The organism is Polyangium spumosum (genome assembly GCF_009649845.1).
Taxonomy (GTDB): Bacteria; Myxococcota_A; Polyangia; order Polyangiales; family Polyangiaceae; genus Polyangium; species Polyangium spumosum.
Genome location: NZ_WJIE01000008.1, coordinates 186,879 through 206,444 on the forward strand (window position 1 = coordinate 186,879; position 19,566 = coordinate 206,444).

Consider the following 19,566-nt stretch of genomic DNA (forward strand, 5'->3'; position numbering starts at 1 on the left):
CAGGAGGTCGGGATGGTGGCATCCCGCCTGCGCCGGGAAAGCGGTTGACCGCGCGCTCGCCGTCGCCGTAGGCTTCGCCACCTGCGTCACGGGTCGCGCACCGGGACGGGGAGGGGCGGGGCATGAGGAAGCGGCGACGGGCGGGGGTGACCTTGGCCGCGATGTGCATGGCGGCGTCGATGGTGCCGCTGGGATGCGGGGCGACGGACGAATACGTCGCCGTGCCCGACCGCCGGGCGAATGGTTCGCTCCCTTCGAGCACGGTGCGCGCGCTGCAAGCGTGCGTCGAGGCGGGGGGCCAGCGGCTTCGGCGCAACGGTTACGAGGTCGAATTCGCGGTCGAGGTCCGGGGCGATCGCGTCACGGAGGTGAAGCCGAAGGGCGCACGGCTCGACGATACCGGCCTCGAACGGTGCATGATCGACGCGCTGCGAGGGATGGCGGACGCGGGGTTCTCGCCGGATCCGGACGAGCTGACCTCGCGCGGCGGCCTCTTGCCTGCACGAGGCGTGCTGGCGAACACGTCGGTGTTGCCCCAGGTGTACCGGTTGATTCCGGTGGTCGTTGGGTCGTCCGGGACCATGATCGTCGTCGCGGTCGTGCTCCTCGTGGTGGTCGCGGTCGTGGCGTCGAGGGATGATACCGATGAGGAGGCCGAGAAGGAGCGGTGCAGGAAGGCGACCTATACCCCACTCGAGGCATGTTACAATGCGTGCGAAGCTATCTGGAACATGGACAACGCGCGCTGCCGCAAGTTGTCAAATGCGAGGGACAGGGCCATTTGCTGGGCGCAATCGAACGAAGACCGGGCGAACTGTCGGCGGGCCTGCGAACGAGAGGCGATGAAGGACAAATGCGCACGATGAAACGGATCGTCGCCGAGAGGATACTCGAGTTTCGTCACTCCCCGGAGTCCGAGCCTAAACGTGTCAGGGTGCGAATCGGCTCACCTCGAAGAGAAGGAAACGATTGGTCCGTCGTGTACGAGATACGCGGGCCCGGTAGGCGGCGAGAGAAGCGGAAGGTTTGGGGGGTCGATTCCTTGCAAGCGCTTCACATGGCCATGGGAAGCGTGCCCGTCGACGTGCGAGGAATCGAGATGTCGACGGGCGGCAAGGTGACATTCCTCGGAGGCGAGGACCTCATGTTTCCAGGCTTCAAATGACACGGCCGCTCGGGCCCCGTGGCGGGCCCGCGCCCTCCTCCCCCTTCTGTCATACCGTCCGCCTCGAAGTCCCCCACCTTGCCAGCTTGTCAGCGCCCCCGTTGACCCCGCCGACATTTTGGCCGGGAATAAAGCATCTACCCCTGCAAATCGCGGGGATTTTGTGATCCTCCAGGCTGGCCCGCGGCTTGCGATGGACGCCTGGCATGAGCCGAGAAGCCCTTGCCAGAGAGGTCGAGAAGGATTCGCGTGGTGGTCGGACCGTGCTCGTCATCGGCGGGAGCGGGGGGATGTCGGATCGGTATCGCGACGTCGCCGAGAAACACGGCTTGACGCTCAAGCACTACGAGACCCGCGTGCCGAAAGGCGTGCGTCGCGACGTGGGGAAGGTGGCCCTCGTCATCATCATGGTGACCATGGTCTCGCACGCGCTGCGCGATCAGGTGCACAACCTCGGGATCAACGACGCGCCCGTGGTGTATCTGCGGAGCGCGTCCGTCTCGGCGCTTCGTGGCGCGCTCGAGCAGTGGGAGGCGTGATAGGCTCGCGCGCCAGCATGACAACGAGACGGAACCCGGTTGACGCTCGGGGCTTCGGGTCGCCTTCGGCGCCCTTCGCCCCGAACCCCTACGAAGAGCTGCCCCGCACGCAGGCGAACTACGCCCCGCTCACGCCGATCACGTTCCTCGAGCGCGCGGCGGCCGTCTTCCCGGATCGAATCGCCGTCGTGCACGGGCGACAGCGGTTCACGTGGGCGAACGCTTTCGAAAGGGCGCGGCGGCTCGGTTCGGCGCTCACGCGGCGTGGGATCGGCGTGGGGGACACGGTGGCGGTGCTCTTGCCGAACATCCCGGCCATGCTCGACGCCCATTTCGGCGTGCCCATGACGGGCGCGGTGCTGAACACGCTGAACACGCGCCTCGACGCGGCCACGATCGCCTTCATGCTCGATCACGCGGAGGCGAAGGTCTTGCTCGTCGATCGCGAGCTCGCGGGGACGGCGCGGCAGGCGCTCGCCCTCGCAGCGGCAAAGCCGCTCGTCGTCGACGTCGACGATCCGATGTACGAGGGGCCGGGCGAGCGGATCGGCGCGCTCGATTACGAGGATCTGCTCGCCGAGGGGGATCCCGCCTTTTTGCCGCGCGTGCCCGGGGACGAGTGGGAGGCGATCTCGCTCAACTACACCTCGGGGACGACCGGCGATCCCAAAGGCGTCGTGTATCACCACCGCGGCGCGTACCTCAATGCGATCGGCAACATCGTCACCTGGAGCATGCCGAAGCACGCCACGTACCTGTGGACGTTGCCCATGTTCCACTGCAATGGCTGGTGCTTCACCTGGACGATGGCCGCGAACGCCGGGACGAACGTCTGTCTACGCAAGGTCGACGCGAAGAGCGTGTTCGAGGCGATGCGCGAGCACCGGGTGACGCATTATTGTGGCGCGCCGATCGTACACGCGATGCTGGTGAACGCCGATCCCGCGCTCCGGGAGGGCATTTCCCATCGCGTGCACGCCATGGTGGCCGCGGCGGCCCCGCCGGCGGCGATGATCGAGGGGATGGAGCGGATGGGCTTCGAGCTCACGCACGTCTATGGTCTGACCGAGACCTACGGGCCCGCGGCCGTCTGCGAGAGGCACGAGGACTGGGCGGCGCTCGACATCTCGCGCCGGACGGAGCGCATGGGCCGTCAGGGCGTGCGATACCTCGTCGAGGAGGGGCTCACCGTGATGGATCCCGAGTCCATGCAGACCGTGCCCGCCAATGCCGAGGTGATGGGCGAGGTGGTGTTCCGCGGGAACATCGTCATGAAAGGGTACCTGAAGAACCCGCGCGCCACCGAGGAGGCCTTCCGGGGCGGCTGGTTCCACTCCGGGGATCTCGCGGTCCTCCAGCCGGACGGGTACGTGAAGATCAAGGATCGCTCGAAGGACGTCATCATTTCAGGCGGTGAAAACATCTCCTCGCTGGAGGTGGAGGACACGCTCTATCGCCACCCCGCCGTCCTCGCCGCGGCCGTCGTGGCGGCCCCGGATCCGAAATGGGGCGAGACCCCGCTCGCGTTCGTCGAGGTGAAGGAGGGCTCTCCGGTCACCGAGGTCGAGCTCATCACGTTTTGCAGGACGCACCTCGCCCATTTCAAGGCCCCGCGCAAGGTCGTCTTCGGCCCGCTGCCCAAGACGTCCACGGGCAAGATCCAGAAGTTTTTGCTGCGCGAGCGCGCGCGGTCGAGAGACGCGATCGAGTGACGCCGTCAGCCGGCTTCTTCGGGGGAGGAGAGAATCCCGCGGAGCGTGGCCTCCGCGACGTTGCGGCCCGTGACGACGTTGACCACCTTCGGCCGCGCGACGCCGGTGCGTGAGAGGTCGATCTTCCCCGCCAGCAGCGCGGCCGCGCCCACGGCGGCCGAGCCCTCCACGACGAGCCGCTCTTCCCGTAGGAAATGGCGCATGGCCTCGGCGATCTCGGCCTCCGTGACGAGGACCATGTCGTCGAGGAAGCGGCGGCAGAGGTCGAACGTGATCGAGCCGGCCTCGATATTCCCTGCCAATCCGTCCGCGAGGCTCGCGAGCTCCGGGGCGTCGGTGATTTTCCCCGCGGCGAGGCTCGAATGCATGGCGGGCGAGGCCTCGCTTTGCACGCCGACGACGCGGGTGCGGGGCGCGACCGATTTCACATAGAGCGCGATGCCCGCCGCGAGCCCGCCGCCGCCGACGGGGACGACGACGAGATCCACGTCGGGCAGGTCCGCGAGGATCTCGACCGCGACCGTACCCGCGCCGGCCACGACGTCGGCGTCGTTGTAAGGCGAGACGAACGTGAGCCCGCGCTCTCGCTCGATGCGCCGGCCGTCGGCCTCGGCGACGTCGTAATTGCCCACGGAGACGATGAGCTCGACGGGGTATCGCCAGAGGGATTCGAGCTTGGCCGGTGAAACCGTGCGGGGCACGACGAGCGTGGAGCGCGCCCCGAGCGCGGCCGTGGCGTGGGCGAGCCCGAGGCCGTGGTTGCCGGCCGAGGCGGCGACGAAGCCGCGCCGGAAGACGTCCTGCTCCTCGTCGCGCAATCGGAGCAGCTTGTTCGCCGCGCCCCGCACCTTGAACGAGCCCGTGGGCTGGAAGAGCTCGAGCTTGTGAAAGACGTCGGCCGGGATCGTGGCCGAGAGCGGCAGGCTCCGATCGAGCGGCGTCTGCCTCACGAGGCCGCCACTCGCGGCGAGCCGCTTTTGCGCCGCGAGCACGTGCCGCGGCGAGATCGAGGGGAGGGAGTCGTTCATGTTCGAATCGTTTTCATCAAGGCGTGGTGACGCCGAAGGAGCCGGGGGAGGGGCCCATCTCGAAGCGGAGCGCGCCGCCCTGCGCGAGATCCCCGTGGAGGATCTCGCTTTTGTCGAGGGTTTTGCCGTTCCAGGTGACCGATTGCACGTAGATGTTCTCGTCCGAGACCGCGGGGGCCTCGACGACGAGCGTCGCGCCACGGATGAGGATCTCCATGCGGGGGAAGAAGGGCGCGCCGAGGATGTACCGATCGGTGCCGGGGATCGGATAAAAGCCGGCGGCGGTGAACAGGTACCAGGAGGAGAGGGTGCCGCCGTCGTCGTTGCCGGCGAGGCCGCCGGGGCCGTCGTTGTAATGGGCCTTCGCCACCCAGCGGATGTATTTCTGCGTCAGATCCGCCCGGCCGACCTGCGCGAAACCATACGCCGCGTGGATGTCCGGCTCGTTGCCGTGCCAGTAGGCGTTTCGCGGCGCCCCGGAGGCGAAGGTGTCCTCGATCGGGCGCTCTTCGAGGTCCGCGACGGATTCGTCGAAGAAGCGCTGGAGCTTCTCGACGAACGGCTCCTGTCCGCCGAGGAGCTCGGCGATCCCGGGGATGTCGTGCTGCGCCCACAGGCTGTGCCAGCCGTTCGCCTCGGCGTAATGGTCGGAGATGGAGTACGGGTTGTACGGGTCCTCGACGAAGGCCCCGCTCTCGTCCCTGGCGCGGATGAAGCCCGTGGCCGGGTCGAAGAGGTTCCTGTGGCTCTTCGCGCGTTCGGTGAACATGGCCGCGTCGTCCGCCTTGCCGAGCGCCTTGGCGAGGAGGCCGAGCGCGAGGTCGTTGTGCGCGTATTCGAGCGTATGCGAGGCGGATCGGCCGATATTCGCGGGCACGTAGCCATGTTGCATGTACGGCACGGCGTGGTTCCGGCCGCCGCGCCCGCCGGGCGGATCGGCCGTGTCGGCGGCCGCGCGCCGGGCGATCTCGTACGCGCCCTCCGCGTCGAAATCGGTGACGCCCTTGATGTAGCTGTCCGCGAGCACCACGTCGGCGCTCGCCCCGATCATCGTGCCCGCCTCGCCCGTGGCGATGGGCCATTTCGGATAGAAGCCCGAGATATCGGCCATCGCGTGGAGCGATCGTACGGTGTCGAGCGCGGCCTCGGGCGCGACGAGCGAATAGAGGGGGGTCACCGTGCGGTAGGTGTCCCAGAGGGATTGATCGGTCAGGAAGGAAAAACCTTCCGCGATGCGCTCCTCCCCGCCGTAGAGGTACCGGCCGTCGACGTCGCTCGACGCGGTGGGCATGAGGAACGCGCGGTAGAGCGACGAATAAAACATGCGCCGCTCGGCCTCCGTGCCGCCCCAGATCGTCATGCGGCCGAGGAGATCGCCCCACGCCGCCGCCGTTTTCGCCCGCGTGCCGTCGAAATCCCAGCCCGGGAGCTCGGCCTCGAGGTTCTCCGTGGCGTTCTCCAGCGAGACGAACGAGAGCCCGATCGCGAGCTCGACCGCCGCGTCCGCGCCGAGATCAAACGAGAGCGCGAAGCCGACCTTCGTGCCGCTGCCGGAGACGCCCTCGGCGGGGGCGTCGCCGTTCGACCAGACCCGCGCGGCCTTCCACGGCGCGCGTGTTCGAGCATCAAAAAAGACGTCGTAGCCCCCGAAGCCCTTCGACATGCCGCCGACGTGGTGGAGCTTGCCGCGGATCCGCTGCGCCTCGGGCTCGAGCGTGAACTCGGCCTGCGTGACCTCGCCCCCGCTCAGGTGATGGTCGAGATCAAAGACGACGTGCCCCTCCTTCGTGCCCGCCGGATACCCGTGCCGGTGCTGCGCCGCGTGGCGCGTCGCCGTGAGCTCGCTGCGGATCGAGCCCCGATCGAGGGTGACCGCGTAATACCCCGGCGAGGCCGTCTCGGTCGCCTTGTCGAAGGGCGACTCGTAGCCGGGGGCGGAGAAGCGCGAATCCTCGAAGGCGTCGACCGCCATCACGCCGAGGACGCCATAATCGGTCGCGCCCGTGCCGTGCAGGTGCAGGTGCGAAAACATCCGGACCTGATCGTCGCCGGCCCAGTAGCCCGAGTAATGCAAAAAATTGATGGTGTCGTAGGGGCCGCGGGTATCGGGCCCGACCTTCGCCAGGCCGAACGGCGCGGCCGCGCCGGGGAACGCGCTGCCATTCGCGAAGCCGAACCCGCCGCTGCCGATCCGCGGATCAGCGTACGCGAGCGGATCCTCGACGCGCGTGGGCTTCGCCGTGGGCACCTCCTGGGGTTCGAGCGTGCACCCCGTTCCGCCGAGGACGTTCGTCAGAGCGAGCGCGAGGAGGGGCGCGAAGGATCGGTCGAGGCGAGGGCGCATACAAGGTGATGCGAGCACGAAGGAGCCCGAGCCGTCAACCCGAGCCTTGCGACGACGCGCGAGATCCCTTAGCGTGGATTTGGCGCTCGGTATGAATGACCTCATCGGCGGCCGATACCGGATCGAACGCAGGCTCGGCGCAGGCGGAATGGGTGCCGTCTACGAGGCCACCGATACGCAGGGCGGCGCGCGGGTCGCGGTGAAGGTCGTGACCGCGGAGGTCGCGAAGAACGAGGTGCTGCTCGGGCGCTTCGAACGCGAGGTGCGCGCGGCGCGTGGGCTCGACACGCCACACGTGGTGCGCGCGATCGACGCGGGGCGCGACGGCTACTCGGGCCTGCCGTTCCTCGTGATGGAGGTGCTCGAGGGCGAGGACGTGCGGGCGCTCCTGAAGCGCCTCGGCCCGGTGCGCCCGGATCTCGCGGTGCGGATCGTGGCGCAGGCGTGCCGCGGGCTCGAGGTCGCGCACGCGCAGCGCATCGTGCACCGCGACGTGAAGCCGGCGAACCTGTTCCTCGCGAGGAGCCAGGTGCCCGGCGAGCGCGTGGTCAAGATCCTCGACTTCGGCATCGCGAAGCTCGCGCCGGATCCGGAGAGCATGGCCGAGGCGGGTGAGCTGACGAGCCTGACGCAGACCGGCAGCATGCTCGGCTCGCCGCTCTACATGGCGCCGGAGCAGGCGCGCGGGCACAAGCACATCGACGGGCGCGCCGATCTCTGGTCGCTCGGCGTGGTGCTCTACCAGGCCCTCACGGGCGTGACGCCGCACCAGGACAGCGGCGCGCTCGGGGACCTGATCATCGCGATATGCACCGAGCCCGCCGAGCGCGTGGACAAACTCGCGCCGTGGGTCCCGCCCGAGGTGGCGGCGGTGGTGCACCGCGCGCTCGACCTCGATCCGACGGCGCGTTTCCAGAGCGCCTCGGAGATGCTCGCGGCGCTCGTCCCGCTCCTGCCCGCCGGCGAGGCGAACGCCGCGATCCACGAGGGGATGCTGATCCCGCTGCCGGGGCCGGAGCGCGCGCGGCTCTCAGTCCCGCCGCGCCCGCCGAGCGGAGCACCGACGCTCTCGGAACCGCCGCCTGCCCATCCGCGAGCTCCGGCCGCGGAGGCGGGTTCGCACACGCTCGCGGATCCCCCGACGACGCGCTGGTCGAGCGCAGGGCTCGGGATCTCGGCCGAGACGCCCGCGGCCATGCAGATCGGCGGGCCCGCGTCCGTGCCCGTCGCCATCACGCAGGCGACGCCGCCGAAGCGCCGCGCGGGCGCGCTGGCCGTCGTGGCCATGGCGGCGCTCGCCCTCGTCGTGGGAGGCAGCGTCGCCTTCGTGGGCCTGCGGGCGCCGGCGGCGGGGTCCGGGCAGGCCGCGGCAGGACAAACCAATCCAGGACAAACGCCGACCGGGATCACGAACACGACGTCGCCCGTCGAACCGACGGCCGCGGAGCCCGCGGCGACGGCGCCGGTCGAGGCGACAGCCGCGCCCAGCGCGGCGCCCGTGGCCCCGAGCGGCAGCGCATCCGGGCGCCTCGCGCCCTGGCCCAAGGCGACTTCGCGCGGAACCGCCGCGCCGAAGCCCACGGGCAAGAGCGACATTTACCTGGGTCGGTGACGCGTGTCCCTCGCACGTTGCTTTCGCGCCGCCCTCGGACCCGTCCTCGCCGCCTTGCTCGTGCTCTCGGGCGCGGGCCGCGCCTCGGCCGATGGGCTCGCGGACGAGGCCGAGCTCCATTTCCAGCTCGGCGCCGCCGATTACCAGAGGGGCGAGTACACGAGCGCGCTCGAGCATTTCCTGCTGTCGAACCGCCTCGTCCCGAACCGGCGCGTCGTCTTCAACATCGCGCGCTCGTTCGAGCAATTGAACAAATGGCCCGACGCGCACCGCTACTACGTCGACGCCCTCGCCGGGGAGACGGATCCCAACGCGATCGAGGCCTCGAAGGCGGCCATCACTCGCCTCGCGCCGTACGTGGCGATCCTCGACGTCGTGACGGATCCGCCGGGCGCGACCATTTACATCGACCGCAAGGATCTCGGCTCGCGCGGCCACGCGCCGCGCCCGCTCGCCGTGGCCGAGGGCAAATACCGCGTGATCGCCGAGCTCGCCGGGTACGAGCCCGCCACGAGCGAGGAGCTCGTGGCGAAGCGGGGGAGCGCGACGCGTGTCTCGCTTTCGCTCGCGCGGATCGTCGGCAAGGTGAAGGTCACGGTGACGGGAGCGCCGCGGGCGGCGGTGCGGGTCGACGCGGAGACGGGACCGCCCGCGTGTTTCGCGCCGTGCGAGCTCGCGCTGCCCCCGGGCAAACACGATCTGTACGCGACGGCCGAGGGCGCGACCGCGCCGGCGCGGCCGGTGAACGTCGTGGCCCGCGAGACGACCGCGGTGAGCCTGACGGTGCGGCCGCCGGTGGGCACGGTCGTCGTGGGGACGACGGAGCCGGGCGCGCTCGTGACCGTCGACGGGCGCGCGGCCGGTTTTTCACCCGCGGTCCTCCGCGAGGTGCCCGCGGGGCCACGCAAGGTGCGCGTGAGCATGCCCGGACACGCGCCCGTGGAGCGCGAGGTCGTGGTGCGGCAGGGCGAGCAGGTGGATCTCGGCACGCTCGACCTCGTCCCGCTGCGCGAGGTGACGGCGGCGTCGCGCTTCGCCGAGCGGATCGAGGACGCGCCGAGCTCGGTGACCGTGATCGACAGGCGCGAGCTCGCGGCGTTCGGATACCCGACGATCGCGGAGGCGCTGCGAGGCGTGCGGGGGATCGCGATCTCGAACGACCGGGCGTATGCGTCGGCCTCGATCCGGGCGATTGGCCAGCCAAACGATTATGGCAGCCGCGTGCTCGTGCTCTCGGACGGGCAGGCGCTCAACGACAACCTCCTGAACAGCTCGTACATCGGCTCCGACGCGCGGGGCGATCTGCACGATATCGATCGGATCGAGATCGTGCGTGGCCCGGGCTCGCTCCTGTATGGCGCGGGCGCATTCTCGGGCATCGTGAACCTCGTGACGCGCTCGCGGGAGGAGCCGACGGGCGTGCACGTGGGGGTCGGGAGCTACGACGGCGGGGTCTTGCGCGGTCGCGGCGGGTTTCACCTGCGGAAGGGGCAGGACAAGGGGATCTGGGCGAGCGGGTGGGGGGCCCATTCGGACGGGTTCGAGCTGGAGGTGCCGGTCACGGGCGCGCCCCAGCCGTTCCGAGCGCGCGGGGTCGAGGCCTTTCGAGCGGGCGGCACGGCCGGTCGCGCCTACTGGGGCCCGGCCACGTTGCAATGGTTCGTGCACCACCGGACGCAGGCGAGCCCGGTGGGCGGTTATGCCACCGAGCTAGGTAACCCGCGGACCTCGTTCGGCGATACGCGCATGATGGTGGAGGCGCGCTTCGAGCCGCGCCTCACGCAATCCTTGCAATTGCTCGTGCGGGCGCACGCGAACCGCTACACGTACGACGGGCTTTATGCCTTCGAGGGGGAGGTCGACAACATCGAGACCTTCGCCGGGACGTGGATGGGCGGCGAGGCGCGGCTCGTGTATTCGCCGAGCCCGCGGCTCCGGGTCACGGTGGGCGGCGAGGGGCAATGGCACCCGGAGGCGACGCTGCTCGGGCGCGAGGACGTGAATCGCGCGACCACGGAGCAATACCTCGAAGAGCGGCGCCCGTACAGGTTTGGCGCGGCGTACGCGCTCGCGGAGGGCGCGCCGCTCTCGTGGCTCCGGCTCTCGGGCGGCCTGCGCATCGACGTCTACAGCACGTTCGGCGCGGTCTTCGTGCCGCGTATGGCCATCATCACCCGGCCCGCGAAGGGCGGGACGTTGAAGCTCATGGGCGGCCGCGCGTTCCGGGCCCCGAGTATCTACGAGCAGCTCTACAACGACAATGGCCAGTCCCACCTGAAGCCCAGGCAAGACCTCGACGCCGAGAAGATCTGGTCGGGCGAGCTCGAATACACGCAGCGGTTCTTCGAGGATTGGGCGGCGCTCGCGGCCGTGCACGGCAGCCATATCGACGGGCTGATTTTCACGCGGCCCATCGACGGGGGACCGACGGTGGAATACGCGAACAGCAGCACGGGGATGCTCGTGCTCGGCGCGGACGCCGAGATCCGGCGGGAATGGCGCAAGGGGTGGATGCTCGCGGCGACGTACGGGTATCAGCGCGCGACGTACCTCGATCCCGCGCTCTCGGATCCGCGGGTGCCGAACGTGCCCGAGCACCTGGCGGGCTTTCGCGGGGTGGTGCCGATCGTGCCCTCGATCGCGTCGCTCGGGCTCCGCGCGACGCTGGAAGCCCCGCGCCTCGTCGCTGGCGGCGGCGCGACGCCGACCCAGGTCGTCGCGGATATCACGGTGTCGGGCGAGGTGAAATCGTACGGCCTGCGGTACGTCATCGGGGTCTACAACCTCGCCGATCGCCGCGTGCTCGTGCCCGTGACGGACACGTTCCGGAGCCGGACGATGCCGCAGAATGGTCGGACGTTCCTCGTCGACCTGATGGGGACGTATTAGCCTCCGATATCAGGTTCGCGCGTCGAGCAGGACCTTGCCGAACGACACGTTCGACGCGACGTACCGATGCGCCTCCGCCGCCTCCGCGAGCGGAAACACGCGATCGACCACGGGCTTGACGATCCCCCGCGCGAGCCACGGCCCCACCGTACGCTCGAGCAGCCGCGCCGCCTCGATCTTCTCCTCGATCGGCCGCGAGCGCAGCACCGTGCCGATGACCTCCAGCCGTTTTCGCAAGAGCACGCCGAGCGGGACCTCCGCGCTCGCACCCGCCGTCAGCCCCACGACCACGACGCGGGCCCGCGGCGCGGCCGCGGCGATCGTCTCCGGCAGGTACGCGCCGCCCACGAGGTCGAGCACGACGTCCACGCCAACCCCGCCGGTGCGCGCGAGGACCTCGGCGGCGAAGACGTGGCCCGAGGGAACGATGCCCTCGTCGAGGCCGAGCTCGCGGCACCGGTCGAGTTTGTCCGCGGTGCGGCTCGTGCCGATCACGAAGCAGCCGAGCGCGCGGGCGATCTGCACGCCCGCCGTGCCCACGCCGCTGCCCGCCGCATGCACGAGGACACGCTCGCCCGGGACGAGGCGGCCCCGGACGGCGAGGGCGTCGAGCGCGGTGACGAAGGCCTCGGGCACGGCCGCGGCGGCCTCGTCGGTGAGGTCCGCGGGCGCGAGGACGACCTCACGCTCGTGCGCGACGATCCGCTCGGCATACGCGCCGCCCGCGACGATGCCGTAGACACGCTCGCCGCCCGAGAAGCGGGTGACGCCGGGGCCCACGGCGTCAACCGTGCCGACGTACTCGAGGCCGGGGATGTCGGCCGGTACGCCGGGCGGGGCGGGGTAGTGGCCGGCGCGCTGGAGGAGGTCGGCGCGGTTGACGCCGGCGAGCTGGACGCGGACGCGGACGTGGCCGAAGGCCGGCTCGGGATCGGGCAGGTCGCGGAGCTCGAGGACCTCGGGTCCGCCGGGAGAACGGATGACGACGGCGCGCATGGGCCGCGTGTAAGCGGCGCGCGGCGCGGACGCAAGCCGCGCGGCGGGATCAGGGGGGATTGATGACGGTGCTCGTCACGAAGGTGTCGTTCTGCACGGCCCAGATCTCGATGCGGCCCGGGGCCTCGCCGGTCGCGGGGTCGAAGGTGAGCGGGCCGGACGTGCCCTCGATGTTGATGGAACCGCCCCCGGCGAGCGCGTTTTTCCCCTTGGGCCACTCGGTGGCGGTGATCTTGACGAGGTCACCCGTGGACAGGCGCCCCATGCCCTCGGCCACCTGCCGGCCGTCGTAGTTCGTCCCGTCGCGTGAGGCCCAGATGACGCCGAACGCGCCGACGTACGTGGCGTCGTACGCCTGCGCGGTGAACGAGAAATCGGCCGCGTCCGTCTGGAACTGCGAGTCCATGTTGGCGCGGAAGAGCTCGTACGTCTCGCCCGTGGGGCTCGCGGGCGCCGTGCCCTTCGCGCCCGCGATCATCTGCTTCACCTCGGCGGGCAGGTTCGGGTTGAGCAGGCTCGACGCGTCCTTCGCCCCGTCCGTGAAGAAGAAGCTACGCGCCGCGACCGGCTTGCCCACCATCGCCTTGAGGATCTCGATCGTCGGGTCGGCGCGGACCGTGATCACGAGGACGCCGGCGGGGTTGTACATGTCGATGTCGGAGGCGAGCTTGGCGAGCGCGCCGGGGTCGGTGAGCTTCGACTCGTCGATGGGGAAGAGCTCGGAGCGCCCGAGCCCGTACACCTGACGGAACACGGTCGCGAGGCCCTGGCCGTAAGCGTCGCTCACGTACGCCACGGCGATGTTCCCGCCCGCCACGACGGGGTCCACGTCGATCACGTCGTTCGCCATCACGGCGCCCTGGCCCGTGTCGCTCGGGCAGGTGCGCCAGAAGAGCCCCGGCTCGCCCATCGCGAGGCGATCGTCGGTGTCGGTGAGCGCCGGGCTCGTCGACGAGGGCGAGATGATCACGGTGGGGTAGTTTTTCTCCTTGACGCGCGCGACGAGCCGGAGCGAGTCCGCGGAGGAGAGGGGGCCGACGATGTACGGGACGCCGAGCGTGCCCGCGAGGTAGTCGAGCGCGGCGTGGTTCAGCGCGTCACGCGCGGGGCCGGTCGCCGCGTTTTTTTCGCCGCCGTTGTCGCAGACGACCACGGCCATCCGCTGCCCGCGGTTGAGTTTGTCGCTGCCGTTGATCTCGCGCACGGCGACGCGGACCGACTGCGTGAGGATCTCGTCCTTCGTCTCGGCGAGCGAGAAGATGCTGCCGATGACGAGCGGAGCGTCGGGGCCGGCGAGGGGCAGCTCCGCGAGCTCCGCCGGTTCGAAGATCGTGCTGCATTGCGGGTGCTTCGGGAACGTGGAGACGCAGACCCCGTCGACGCAGGCGCCCCCGCCGCCGATCTTGCGGCAATCGTGGCCCGTGGAGCACGCGGGAGGATCGGTGCAGTACCCCTCGACGCACATGCTGTTCGGGCCAATCGTGACGACACACTCGTCGTTGCTCTTGCAGTCGTCACGCTCGACGTTGCCGAACGAGCACGCGCCCGAGCCGACGAGGGTCCCGCCGGCCACGAGCAAACCAAGGAGGATTCCGGTTCCCCGGAGGAGTCGCGCAAGCATGGGAGGGCCGGATCGTACCCCAGAAGCCGGCCGAGCGGGGCGGTCCTAATGCAGGACGGCGTCCTCGCCCTCGTGCATCTCGATGGCGGCGGCGCCCGGCAGGCGGCGCAGGGCGATGATCTCGCCGGGGGCGCAGCCGAGGGCCACGTCGGGGGAGCTCGACGTGAGGATCCACTGCACACGCGGCAAGGCGCGGCGCAGGCGCGGGACGAGGGTGCGCAGGCGATGGGCGGGCTGCTCGATCTCGACGTCGTCGATGAGCACGACGCCCTCGGCCTCGCGGGGGTCGCGGTCGGGGAACGCGGCGGCCAGCGACCGGACGGCGTGCGCGCCGAAGGCGACGAGGTGGCGCAAGCTCCGGGGCAGGTCGTCGAACTCGACGAGGCGATCGTCCACGTCGCGGAAGACAGGCTCGAGCCGCACGGGATCCACGCCGACGAAGGTCACGCCGTCCTCATCGAGGAGCGCGCCGAGTACGCCGACGAGGGCCGTCTCCAGCCGGCAAGCCGACGCCGGCGCGTCGTCCGACCTGCGGGAGAGGGCGGCCGTGATGCAAGCGAAGGAGAGGACCTGCTTGGTCTCGCGGGCGATGTCGGTGCGGCTCGCGTCGTCGAAGCTCGCGGAGGCGCGGACGTCGTACCGGAGCAAAGTGCGCTCGGGCGTCGTGAGCAGGACGGGCGTGCGCGAGAACCAGCGGGCGCCCGAGAGGGAGACCAGGACGAACCCACGCTCGCCGGCGCGGCGATCGAAGAGGGCCTGCTCGCGGCGGCGGAGAAGGGCCTCGTCGTCACGCTCGTCGAGGCGCGCGTTGGGGCTCGCGACGCAGAGCGGGTGCGGGCGGGCAGGGTCGTCGTCGCCGAGCAGCCACTCGGCCACGACGAAAGGAGGCGCCTCGAGGCGCGGGTCGGGGCGGAGGGCGCCGGAGAGCGACGCCGGCGCGCCGGGGGCCCGCGCGCTCACGAGCTGCGCGACGGCGTGGCCCGGGCGGGTCGTCGCGATGGCGGAGAGCACCGCCGTCTTGCCCACGCCCTCGCCGCCGAAGATCACGCAGAGGCGCCGGGGCGAGCCGTCCGCTTCGCAGAGGGGCAGCGTGATGTCGCCGAAGGGGCCGAGGCCGACGAGGCGGATACGAGCAAGCAGCACGGTGGCGTCGGTTCTACCACAACGACGCGGCCGAGGCGCGGCGCGCGCGGCCTTTCATGCAGGACGCATCCACGCGTGCGCGACGGATGAAGGCTTGCTCGCCGCGCGGATCAGAAATGGCCAAACGCCGAAGCGCCGACGCCGGAGGGGCCGATCCACGGGACGAACCCGGCCTTCGGCGCGGCCTCGCCCTTCTTCGGCGCCGTCACGATCCCGTAGATGGCCGCGCCGATCCCCGCGGCGCCGACGACGCTGCCGGCCACGGTGAGCCCGAGCGTGCGGTTCCACCTCGCCTGCAGGGCTTGCGCTTCTTGTTGCGTGTAGCTCTCGTTGCAGGCGTTGTTCGGGCAGTCGCGGCTCACGGTCTCCTGCGCGTCGGCGAAGCTGAGCCCGAAGCCCACGGCCACGCCGGCCCCGACGAGCCCGACGCCGCCCGCGATCCAGGCCCACACCGGGATCTGCCGGCCGCCGCCTTCGGTGCCTGCCGTCGAGGAGAGATCGTCCGGCTCGCCGAACGGATCCACGACGTCCGCGCCGTCCCCCGTCGCCGGGCGCAACGTGACGTCGACGGCGCGGGTTTGTCCTGCCGTGACGCTCACCTTTTGTTGCGCCTGACCGAAGCCCGGGGTCGAGACCATGACCGTGTGTTCGCCCGGGTTGACCTTGTAGGGCAACGAGATGGCCGCTTGTGGGATGGTCTCGGCGTCGACCTTGACGGTGATCTTGGCGCCCTCGGGCGGGCCGCTCACGTTGATCACGAGCGAGGGGATCTTCGGCTCGAGGGCCTTCGCGAGGGCCTCGGCCTCGGTCATGGCCGTGGCGAAGGCGTCGTTGCCGGCGGCGTTGTCGAAGCGCGTCACCTCGAGGGCGATCTCGCGCGCCTCGACGAGGCGGCCCATGGCCTCGTGCACCCGCGCGAGATCGAGCCCCGTCGAGGGCACGCCCATGATCGCGTGCGCGCCCTGGCAATCCTTGAGCGCCTCCGGGAGCTTGTTCGCGGCGAGCTTGGCCCGACAGTCGACGAGCAGCTGCCGCGCCGTCTGCTTGGCGGCGGCCGAGGGTTGTTTTCCCTGGGCGTTCGCCGCCCCGGAGAGGGAGAGGCCGAGCGCGACGATCGTCGCTGCGGCACCGAGTCGAGAGGGCGTTTGGCGCATGGAACCGTTGCTCAGAAGCCGATCGTGTCCTTGCCGCCCTTGCTGGGCGGCTTGATCGCCGCCTTCGGGGTCGTCGCGGGCGGAGGGGGAGAGGGCGGTGGGGGAGAGGCCTGGGCCTGTGCAGGCTTGTGGATCGGGGGTTTGTCCGCGGTCGCCGCCGTCGCTGTTGTCGCGGCGGTGGCGCTGACGCTCGGCGTGGGCGCCGGGGCGACGACGGGCGTGGGCGCGGGGGTCGGGGACGGCGCGGGCGCGGGCGTGGCCTCGGCGGGCGCGGCGGTGACGGTCGCGGTTTCGTCGCCCCCCGGGCCGACGGCGAGGACGATGCCGATCGCGCCCACGATCAGCACGACCACGCCGGCCGCGATGAGGGTGGATTTTTTGCTCCCGCCCGCGCGCGCGGCGGTCGTCGAGGTGCCGATCAGCGTCTGCGGCGCGCTCATGGGGCCTTGCGGCGCGCTCATCGGGGGCGCGAACGGCGAGGAGACGTAGCCGTGCGGGGAGCTCGGGGCGGGCGTGGGCCCGCCCATCGGCCCGCCGGAGAGCGGCGCGGGCGTCGGCTCGGGGTGCGAGTGCAGGAGCGGGCGGGGCAGGCTCGTGCCCGTCGTGGCATAGGACGAGGGCGCGCCGAGGATGGCCACCTCGAGCGCCTCGGCCATCTCCCTGGCTGCGCCGAACCGCTCGTTTGGATCACGCCGGAGCATCCGGTGGAACCACGCGTCGACGGCGGGCGGGACGCCGGGCCGGAGCGCGCTCGGGGGCTGGAAGGCGCCCATGTGGACGGCGACCGAGAGCGAGCCGACGGTCTCGCCGTGGAAGGGGACGCGGCCGGTGATCGCGTGGTAGGCGACGACGGCGATCGACCAGAGATCCGCGCGGTGATCGACGCGGCGGGCGCTGAGGAGCTGCTCGGGGCTCATGTAGAGCGGCGTGCCCATCATCGAGCCCGTGGTCGTCGCGCCGAGCGCGCTGTCCGGGCCCATCTTGGCGATGCCGAAGTCGAGCAGCTTGACGAAGGTCTCGCCGTCGATGTTGCAGAGGAAGATGTTGTCCGGCTTGATGTCGCGGTGGACGATGCCGAGCGCGTGGGCGCGCGAGAGCGCCTTCGACGCCTGCGTGACGACGAGCGCCACGTCCCGGAGCGGCAGCGGCCCTTCGCGGCGGATGCGGCGCTTCAGGTCCTCGCCTTCGAGCAGCTCCATCACGATGTACGGCGTGCCGTCGGCGGTGAAGCCGTGATCGAAGACCTGCGCGACGTGGGGGCTCTTGATCTGCGCCGCGGCCATCGCCTCGGTGCGGAACCTCTGCACGAGCGCCTCGTTCTCGACGTAGGCCGGCGACATGAACTTCACGGCGACCTGCGTGCCGAGCGCGAGGTGGTCGGCGACCCACACGCTGCCCATGCCTCCCTTGCCGAGGAGGCGCTGGAGCCGAAGCGTCGGCGTGATTTGCTGACCTTCCCGCATCCACCCGAGCCTTTCCGCGCGGCCGCCCCGGCCCCGGGAGGCGAGGGCGGCTCGGTCGGAACGTACACGATTTCGGGATGGGATCGTAGCTTCCTGCCAGAACCCGACGGCGCGGAGAGGCTGCTGCGTCAGCGCCCCTTTTCGCTGACCGGCCGCAGCGGCCCGGGTTCGCCCTCGGCGAGGGTCTCGCGCTCGCGCTCCTGCGTGAGGCCGCGGCTCGACGAAAGTTTCGTGTCCTCGTGAGGGTTCTCCGCGCGGACGACCGACTCCGCGTGAGCTCGTTCGGGCGCGGCCTCGCTGACCGGCTTCTGGCTGCCGGGGCGGCCCGTGGCGAGCGTGTGGCCCTCGCCGAGCGCGGGCTCGGGGGGCTTTCGCAGGTGCGCGGGAGGCGCGGGCAGCGGCGCGCGGGGCGCGAGCAGGGCGGCGAGCTCGGGCCCGAGGTGGCGGCGCAGGCGGACGCGGGTGGTCTCGGGCAAGCGGTCGCCGAGGACGCCGAGGACGAGGCGGCTGTGCTCGATGGCGAAGCCGATGAGCGTGCCCTCGCGGTCGGCGACGCGGCGGTAGAGCGCGTCCTCGGCGAGGTTCCCGGCGTGTGGCCCCGCGAGGACCCAGGCGGCGAGCGGCGCGGGCAGCGCGTGCGCGAGGGCGCGGGCCTCGTCCAGCACGAGCGCCTCGGCGAACGCCGCGAGGACCACCTCCACGATCCTCCGCGCGCTCGCAGCATCCCCGAGGCCTCCGCGCCACGCGACCTCGTCCAGGAACGTCGCTTCATCCATGCCCGCGCCTCCGCGCGTGGCGCATGCGAGGCCCGCGCCACGCGCGTGTGGCGCTAGCCCATCAGGATCTGCCGCGCGAACTCGACCATCGACACCGCCGCGCTGAAGAACAGGCTCGCGCGCGCGGCGCGGGGGACCACGCCGGGCCGCGCCCAGAAGGGCAGCGGCGCGGGGAGGGCCTCGAAGTGCTCGCCCCAGAGCACACGCGCCACGGGCGGCGCGCTCCGGTAGTTCACCTCGGACGCCTGCGGCGAAGCCTCACGTGTCGCGCGCACCGTCACGAGCACCGCGGGCGAACCGGCCGCGCGCGTGGCCTCTTCGAGGGAAGCGCGGCCTGGGCCCGTCAGCGTGAGCTCGGCGTGGAGCGCCTCCTCCGTGTCCTCCTGGATCCTCACGCCCCCCTCCGTCACCCCGACGATCCGCGCGCGGACGACCCCTGCGTCGCGCGCGCCCGACGTGATCGCGACGAGCGGCGCCGTGGCAGGCGCCTCCGCGAGCGCGGGTGGCGCCTTGGGCTTCACGCGGAGCGCGGCGGCGATCTGCAGCCCGCACATGAGCAGCGCGACGACCGCGCTCTCTCCGACGTTGACGTACGCGAACGCCTGCGCGCCGATCCCGTTCACCCCGGCGAACGTGAACAGCCCGAGCCCGTTGATCGCCGCGAGCGCGGCCGTGCCGATCACGTTCAACCCGAGCCCGAGCAGGATGCCCACGGCGTTGATGCCGATCGCGATGGGCCCGATGGCCACGCTCATGCCGATGGCCACGACGCCGACCGCGACGTTCCCGATCGCGATGAACCCGACCGCGACGTTGCCAAAAGCGACCAGCCGAGGGCGCGCGCCGTGCAAGGCGCCCAGCCGCGGATCGGGGACCATCGCGAGAGGCTAGGCGAGCGAGCGCCGGACCGTCAACGTATCCCCTCGACGCGGCGAAAAAGGAATCTCCAGAGCCCGAGATCCTCCTCGAACGCAGCCGTCCGCCCGCGGCCCCCTGCGCAATTGCCGCGCACCCCCCTGCGGATCCCGTGCCGCATGTGGAGCACGTGTCGCACGCCTGCGTACCGTCCGACGCACCTCTTGGCCGTGTCGCCCCCGCTCCGGGCCGCCGCGATGCGCGCGCGA

The 19,566-nt window shown here is 71.1% G+C and carries 15 protein-coding genes; 6 read left to right on the forward strand and 9 right to left on the reverse strand.

Features of this window, described 5'->3' with window-relative positions; genetic code table 11:
• Window positions 1–122 precede the first annotated feature (122 nt).
• The 4 genes from GF068_RS27320 (at window position 123) to GF068_RS27335 (ending at window position 3,416) form a co-directional block, all read left to right on the forward strand.
• Complete coding sequence (locus GF068_RS27320; protein WP_153822412.1) at window positions 123–866, forward strand: hypothetical protein; 744 nt, start codon at window positions 123–125, stop codon at window positions 864–866.
• On the forward strand, window positions 863–1,165 hold the full coding sequence (locus GF068_RS47420) for a DUF6968 family protein (RefSeq protein WP_153822413.1): 303 nt from the start codon (window positions 863–865) through the stop codon (window positions 1,163–1,165). Before GF068_RS27320 ends, GF068_RS47420 begins: the two co-directional genes overlap by 4 nt.
• A gap of 206 nt (window positions 1,166–1,371) precedes the next feature.
• Window positions 1,372–1,704, forward strand: coding sequence for a DUF2325 domain-containing protein (locus GF068_RS27330; protein ID WP_153822414.1), 333 nt, complete (start codon window positions 1,372–1,374; stop codon window positions 1,702–1,704).
• A gap of 17 nt (window positions 1,705–1,721) precedes the next feature.
• A complete protein-coding gene (locus GF068_RS27335; RefSeq protein WP_153822415.1) occupies window positions 1,722–3,416 on the forward strand; it encodes an acyl-CoA synthetase in 1,695 nt (564 codons plus the stop codon).
• Window positions 3,417–3,421: 5 nt separating this feature from the next.
• On the opposite strand, the gene GF068_RS27340 is transcribed toward GF068_RS27335, so the two are convergent.
• Together GF068_RS27340 and GF068_RS27345 are read right to left on the reverse strand one after the other, a co-directional pair.
• The gene (locus GF068_RS27340; RefSeq protein ID WP_153822416.1) at window positions 3,422–4,444 is read right to left on the reverse strand and encodes a threonine ammonia-lyase; all 1,023 of its coding nucleotides are present in this window, start codon (window positions 4,442–4,444) and stop codon (window positions 3,422–3,424) included.
• Between the two features lie 16 nt (window positions 4,445–4,460).
• Complete coding sequence (locus tag GF068_RS27345) at window positions 4,461–6,788, reverse strand: GH92 family glycosyl hydrolase (protein ID WP_170319706.1); 2,328 nt, start codon at window positions 6,786–6,788, stop codon at window positions 4,461–4,463.
• Window positions 6,789–6,879: 91 nt separating this feature from the next.
• Here GF068_RS27345 and GF068_RS27350 point away from each other — a divergent pair, with 91 nt between their 5' ends.
• Together GF068_RS27350 and GF068_RS27355 are read left to right on the forward strand one after the other, a co-directional pair.
• Window positions 6,880–8,400, forward strand: a complete 1,521-nt coding sequence (locus GF068_RS27350; RefSeq protein ID WP_153822418.1) for a serine/threonine-protein kinase — start codon at window positions 6,880–6,882, stop codon at window positions 8,398–8,400.
• A 3-nt stretch (window positions 8,401–8,403) separates the two neighbouring features.
• Window positions 8,404–11,289, forward strand: a complete 2,886-nt coding sequence (locus tag GF068_RS27355; RefSeq protein WP_338046591.1) for a TonB-dependent receptor domain-containing protein — start codon at window positions 8,404–8,406, stop codon at window positions 11,287–11,289.
• A gap of 9 nt (window positions 11,290–11,298) precedes the next feature.
• Here GF068_RS27355 and GF068_RS27360 read toward each other — a convergent pair whose 3' ends face one another.
• The 7 genes from GF068_RS27360 to GF068_RS27390 all read right to left on the reverse strand — a co-directional run bounded on the left by GF068_RS27360 (window position 11,299) and on the right by GF068_RS27390 (window position 19,320).
• The gene (locus GF068_RS27360) at window positions 11,299–12,285 is read right to left on the reverse strand and encodes an NAD(P)H-quinone oxidoreductase (protein WP_153822419.1); all 987 of its coding nucleotides are present in this window, start codon (window positions 12,283–12,285) and stop codon (window positions 11,299–11,301) included.
• A 49-nt stretch (window positions 12,286–12,334) separates the two neighbouring features.
• Entirely contained in the window at window positions 12,335–13,906 is a 1,572-nt protein-coding gene (locus GF068_RS27365) for a type 1 periplasmic-binding domain-containing protein (RefSeq protein WP_153822420.1), read from the reverse strand.
• A 45-nt stretch (window positions 13,907–13,951) separates the two neighbouring features.
• Window positions 13,952–15,049, reverse strand: a complete 1,098-nt coding sequence (locus GF068_RS27370; protein ID WP_338046592.1) for a hypothetical protein — start codon at window positions 15,047–15,049, stop codon at window positions 13,952–13,954.
• A gap of 110 nt (window positions 15,050–15,159) precedes the next feature.
• On the reverse strand, window positions 15,160–16,203 hold the full coding sequence (locus GF068_RS27375) for a PEGA domain-containing protein (RefSeq protein ID WP_153822421.1): 1,044 nt from the start codon (window positions 16,201–16,203) through the stop codon (window positions 15,160–15,162).
• Between the two features lie 11 nt (window positions 16,204–16,214).
• Complete coding sequence (locus tag GF068_RS27380; protein ID WP_153822422.1) at window positions 16,215–17,666, reverse strand: serine/threonine-protein kinase; 1,452 nt, start codon at window positions 17,664–17,666, stop codon at window positions 16,215–16,217.
• 128 nt (window positions 17,667–17,794) lie between these two features.
• Window positions 17,795–18,442, reverse strand: a complete 648-nt coding sequence (locus GF068_RS27385) for a DUF2267 domain-containing protein (RefSeq protein ID WP_153822423.1) — start codon at window positions 18,440–18,442, stop codon at window positions 17,795–17,797.
• 53 nt (window positions 18,443–18,495) lie between these two features.
• Window positions 18,496–19,320 (reverse strand): hypothetical protein, encoded by an 825-nt coding sequence (locus GF068_RS27390; RefSeq protein WP_153822424.1) that lies wholly within the window; start codon window positions 19,318–19,320, stop codon window positions 18,496–18,498.
• Window positions 19,321–19,566: the final 246 nt, after the last annotated feature.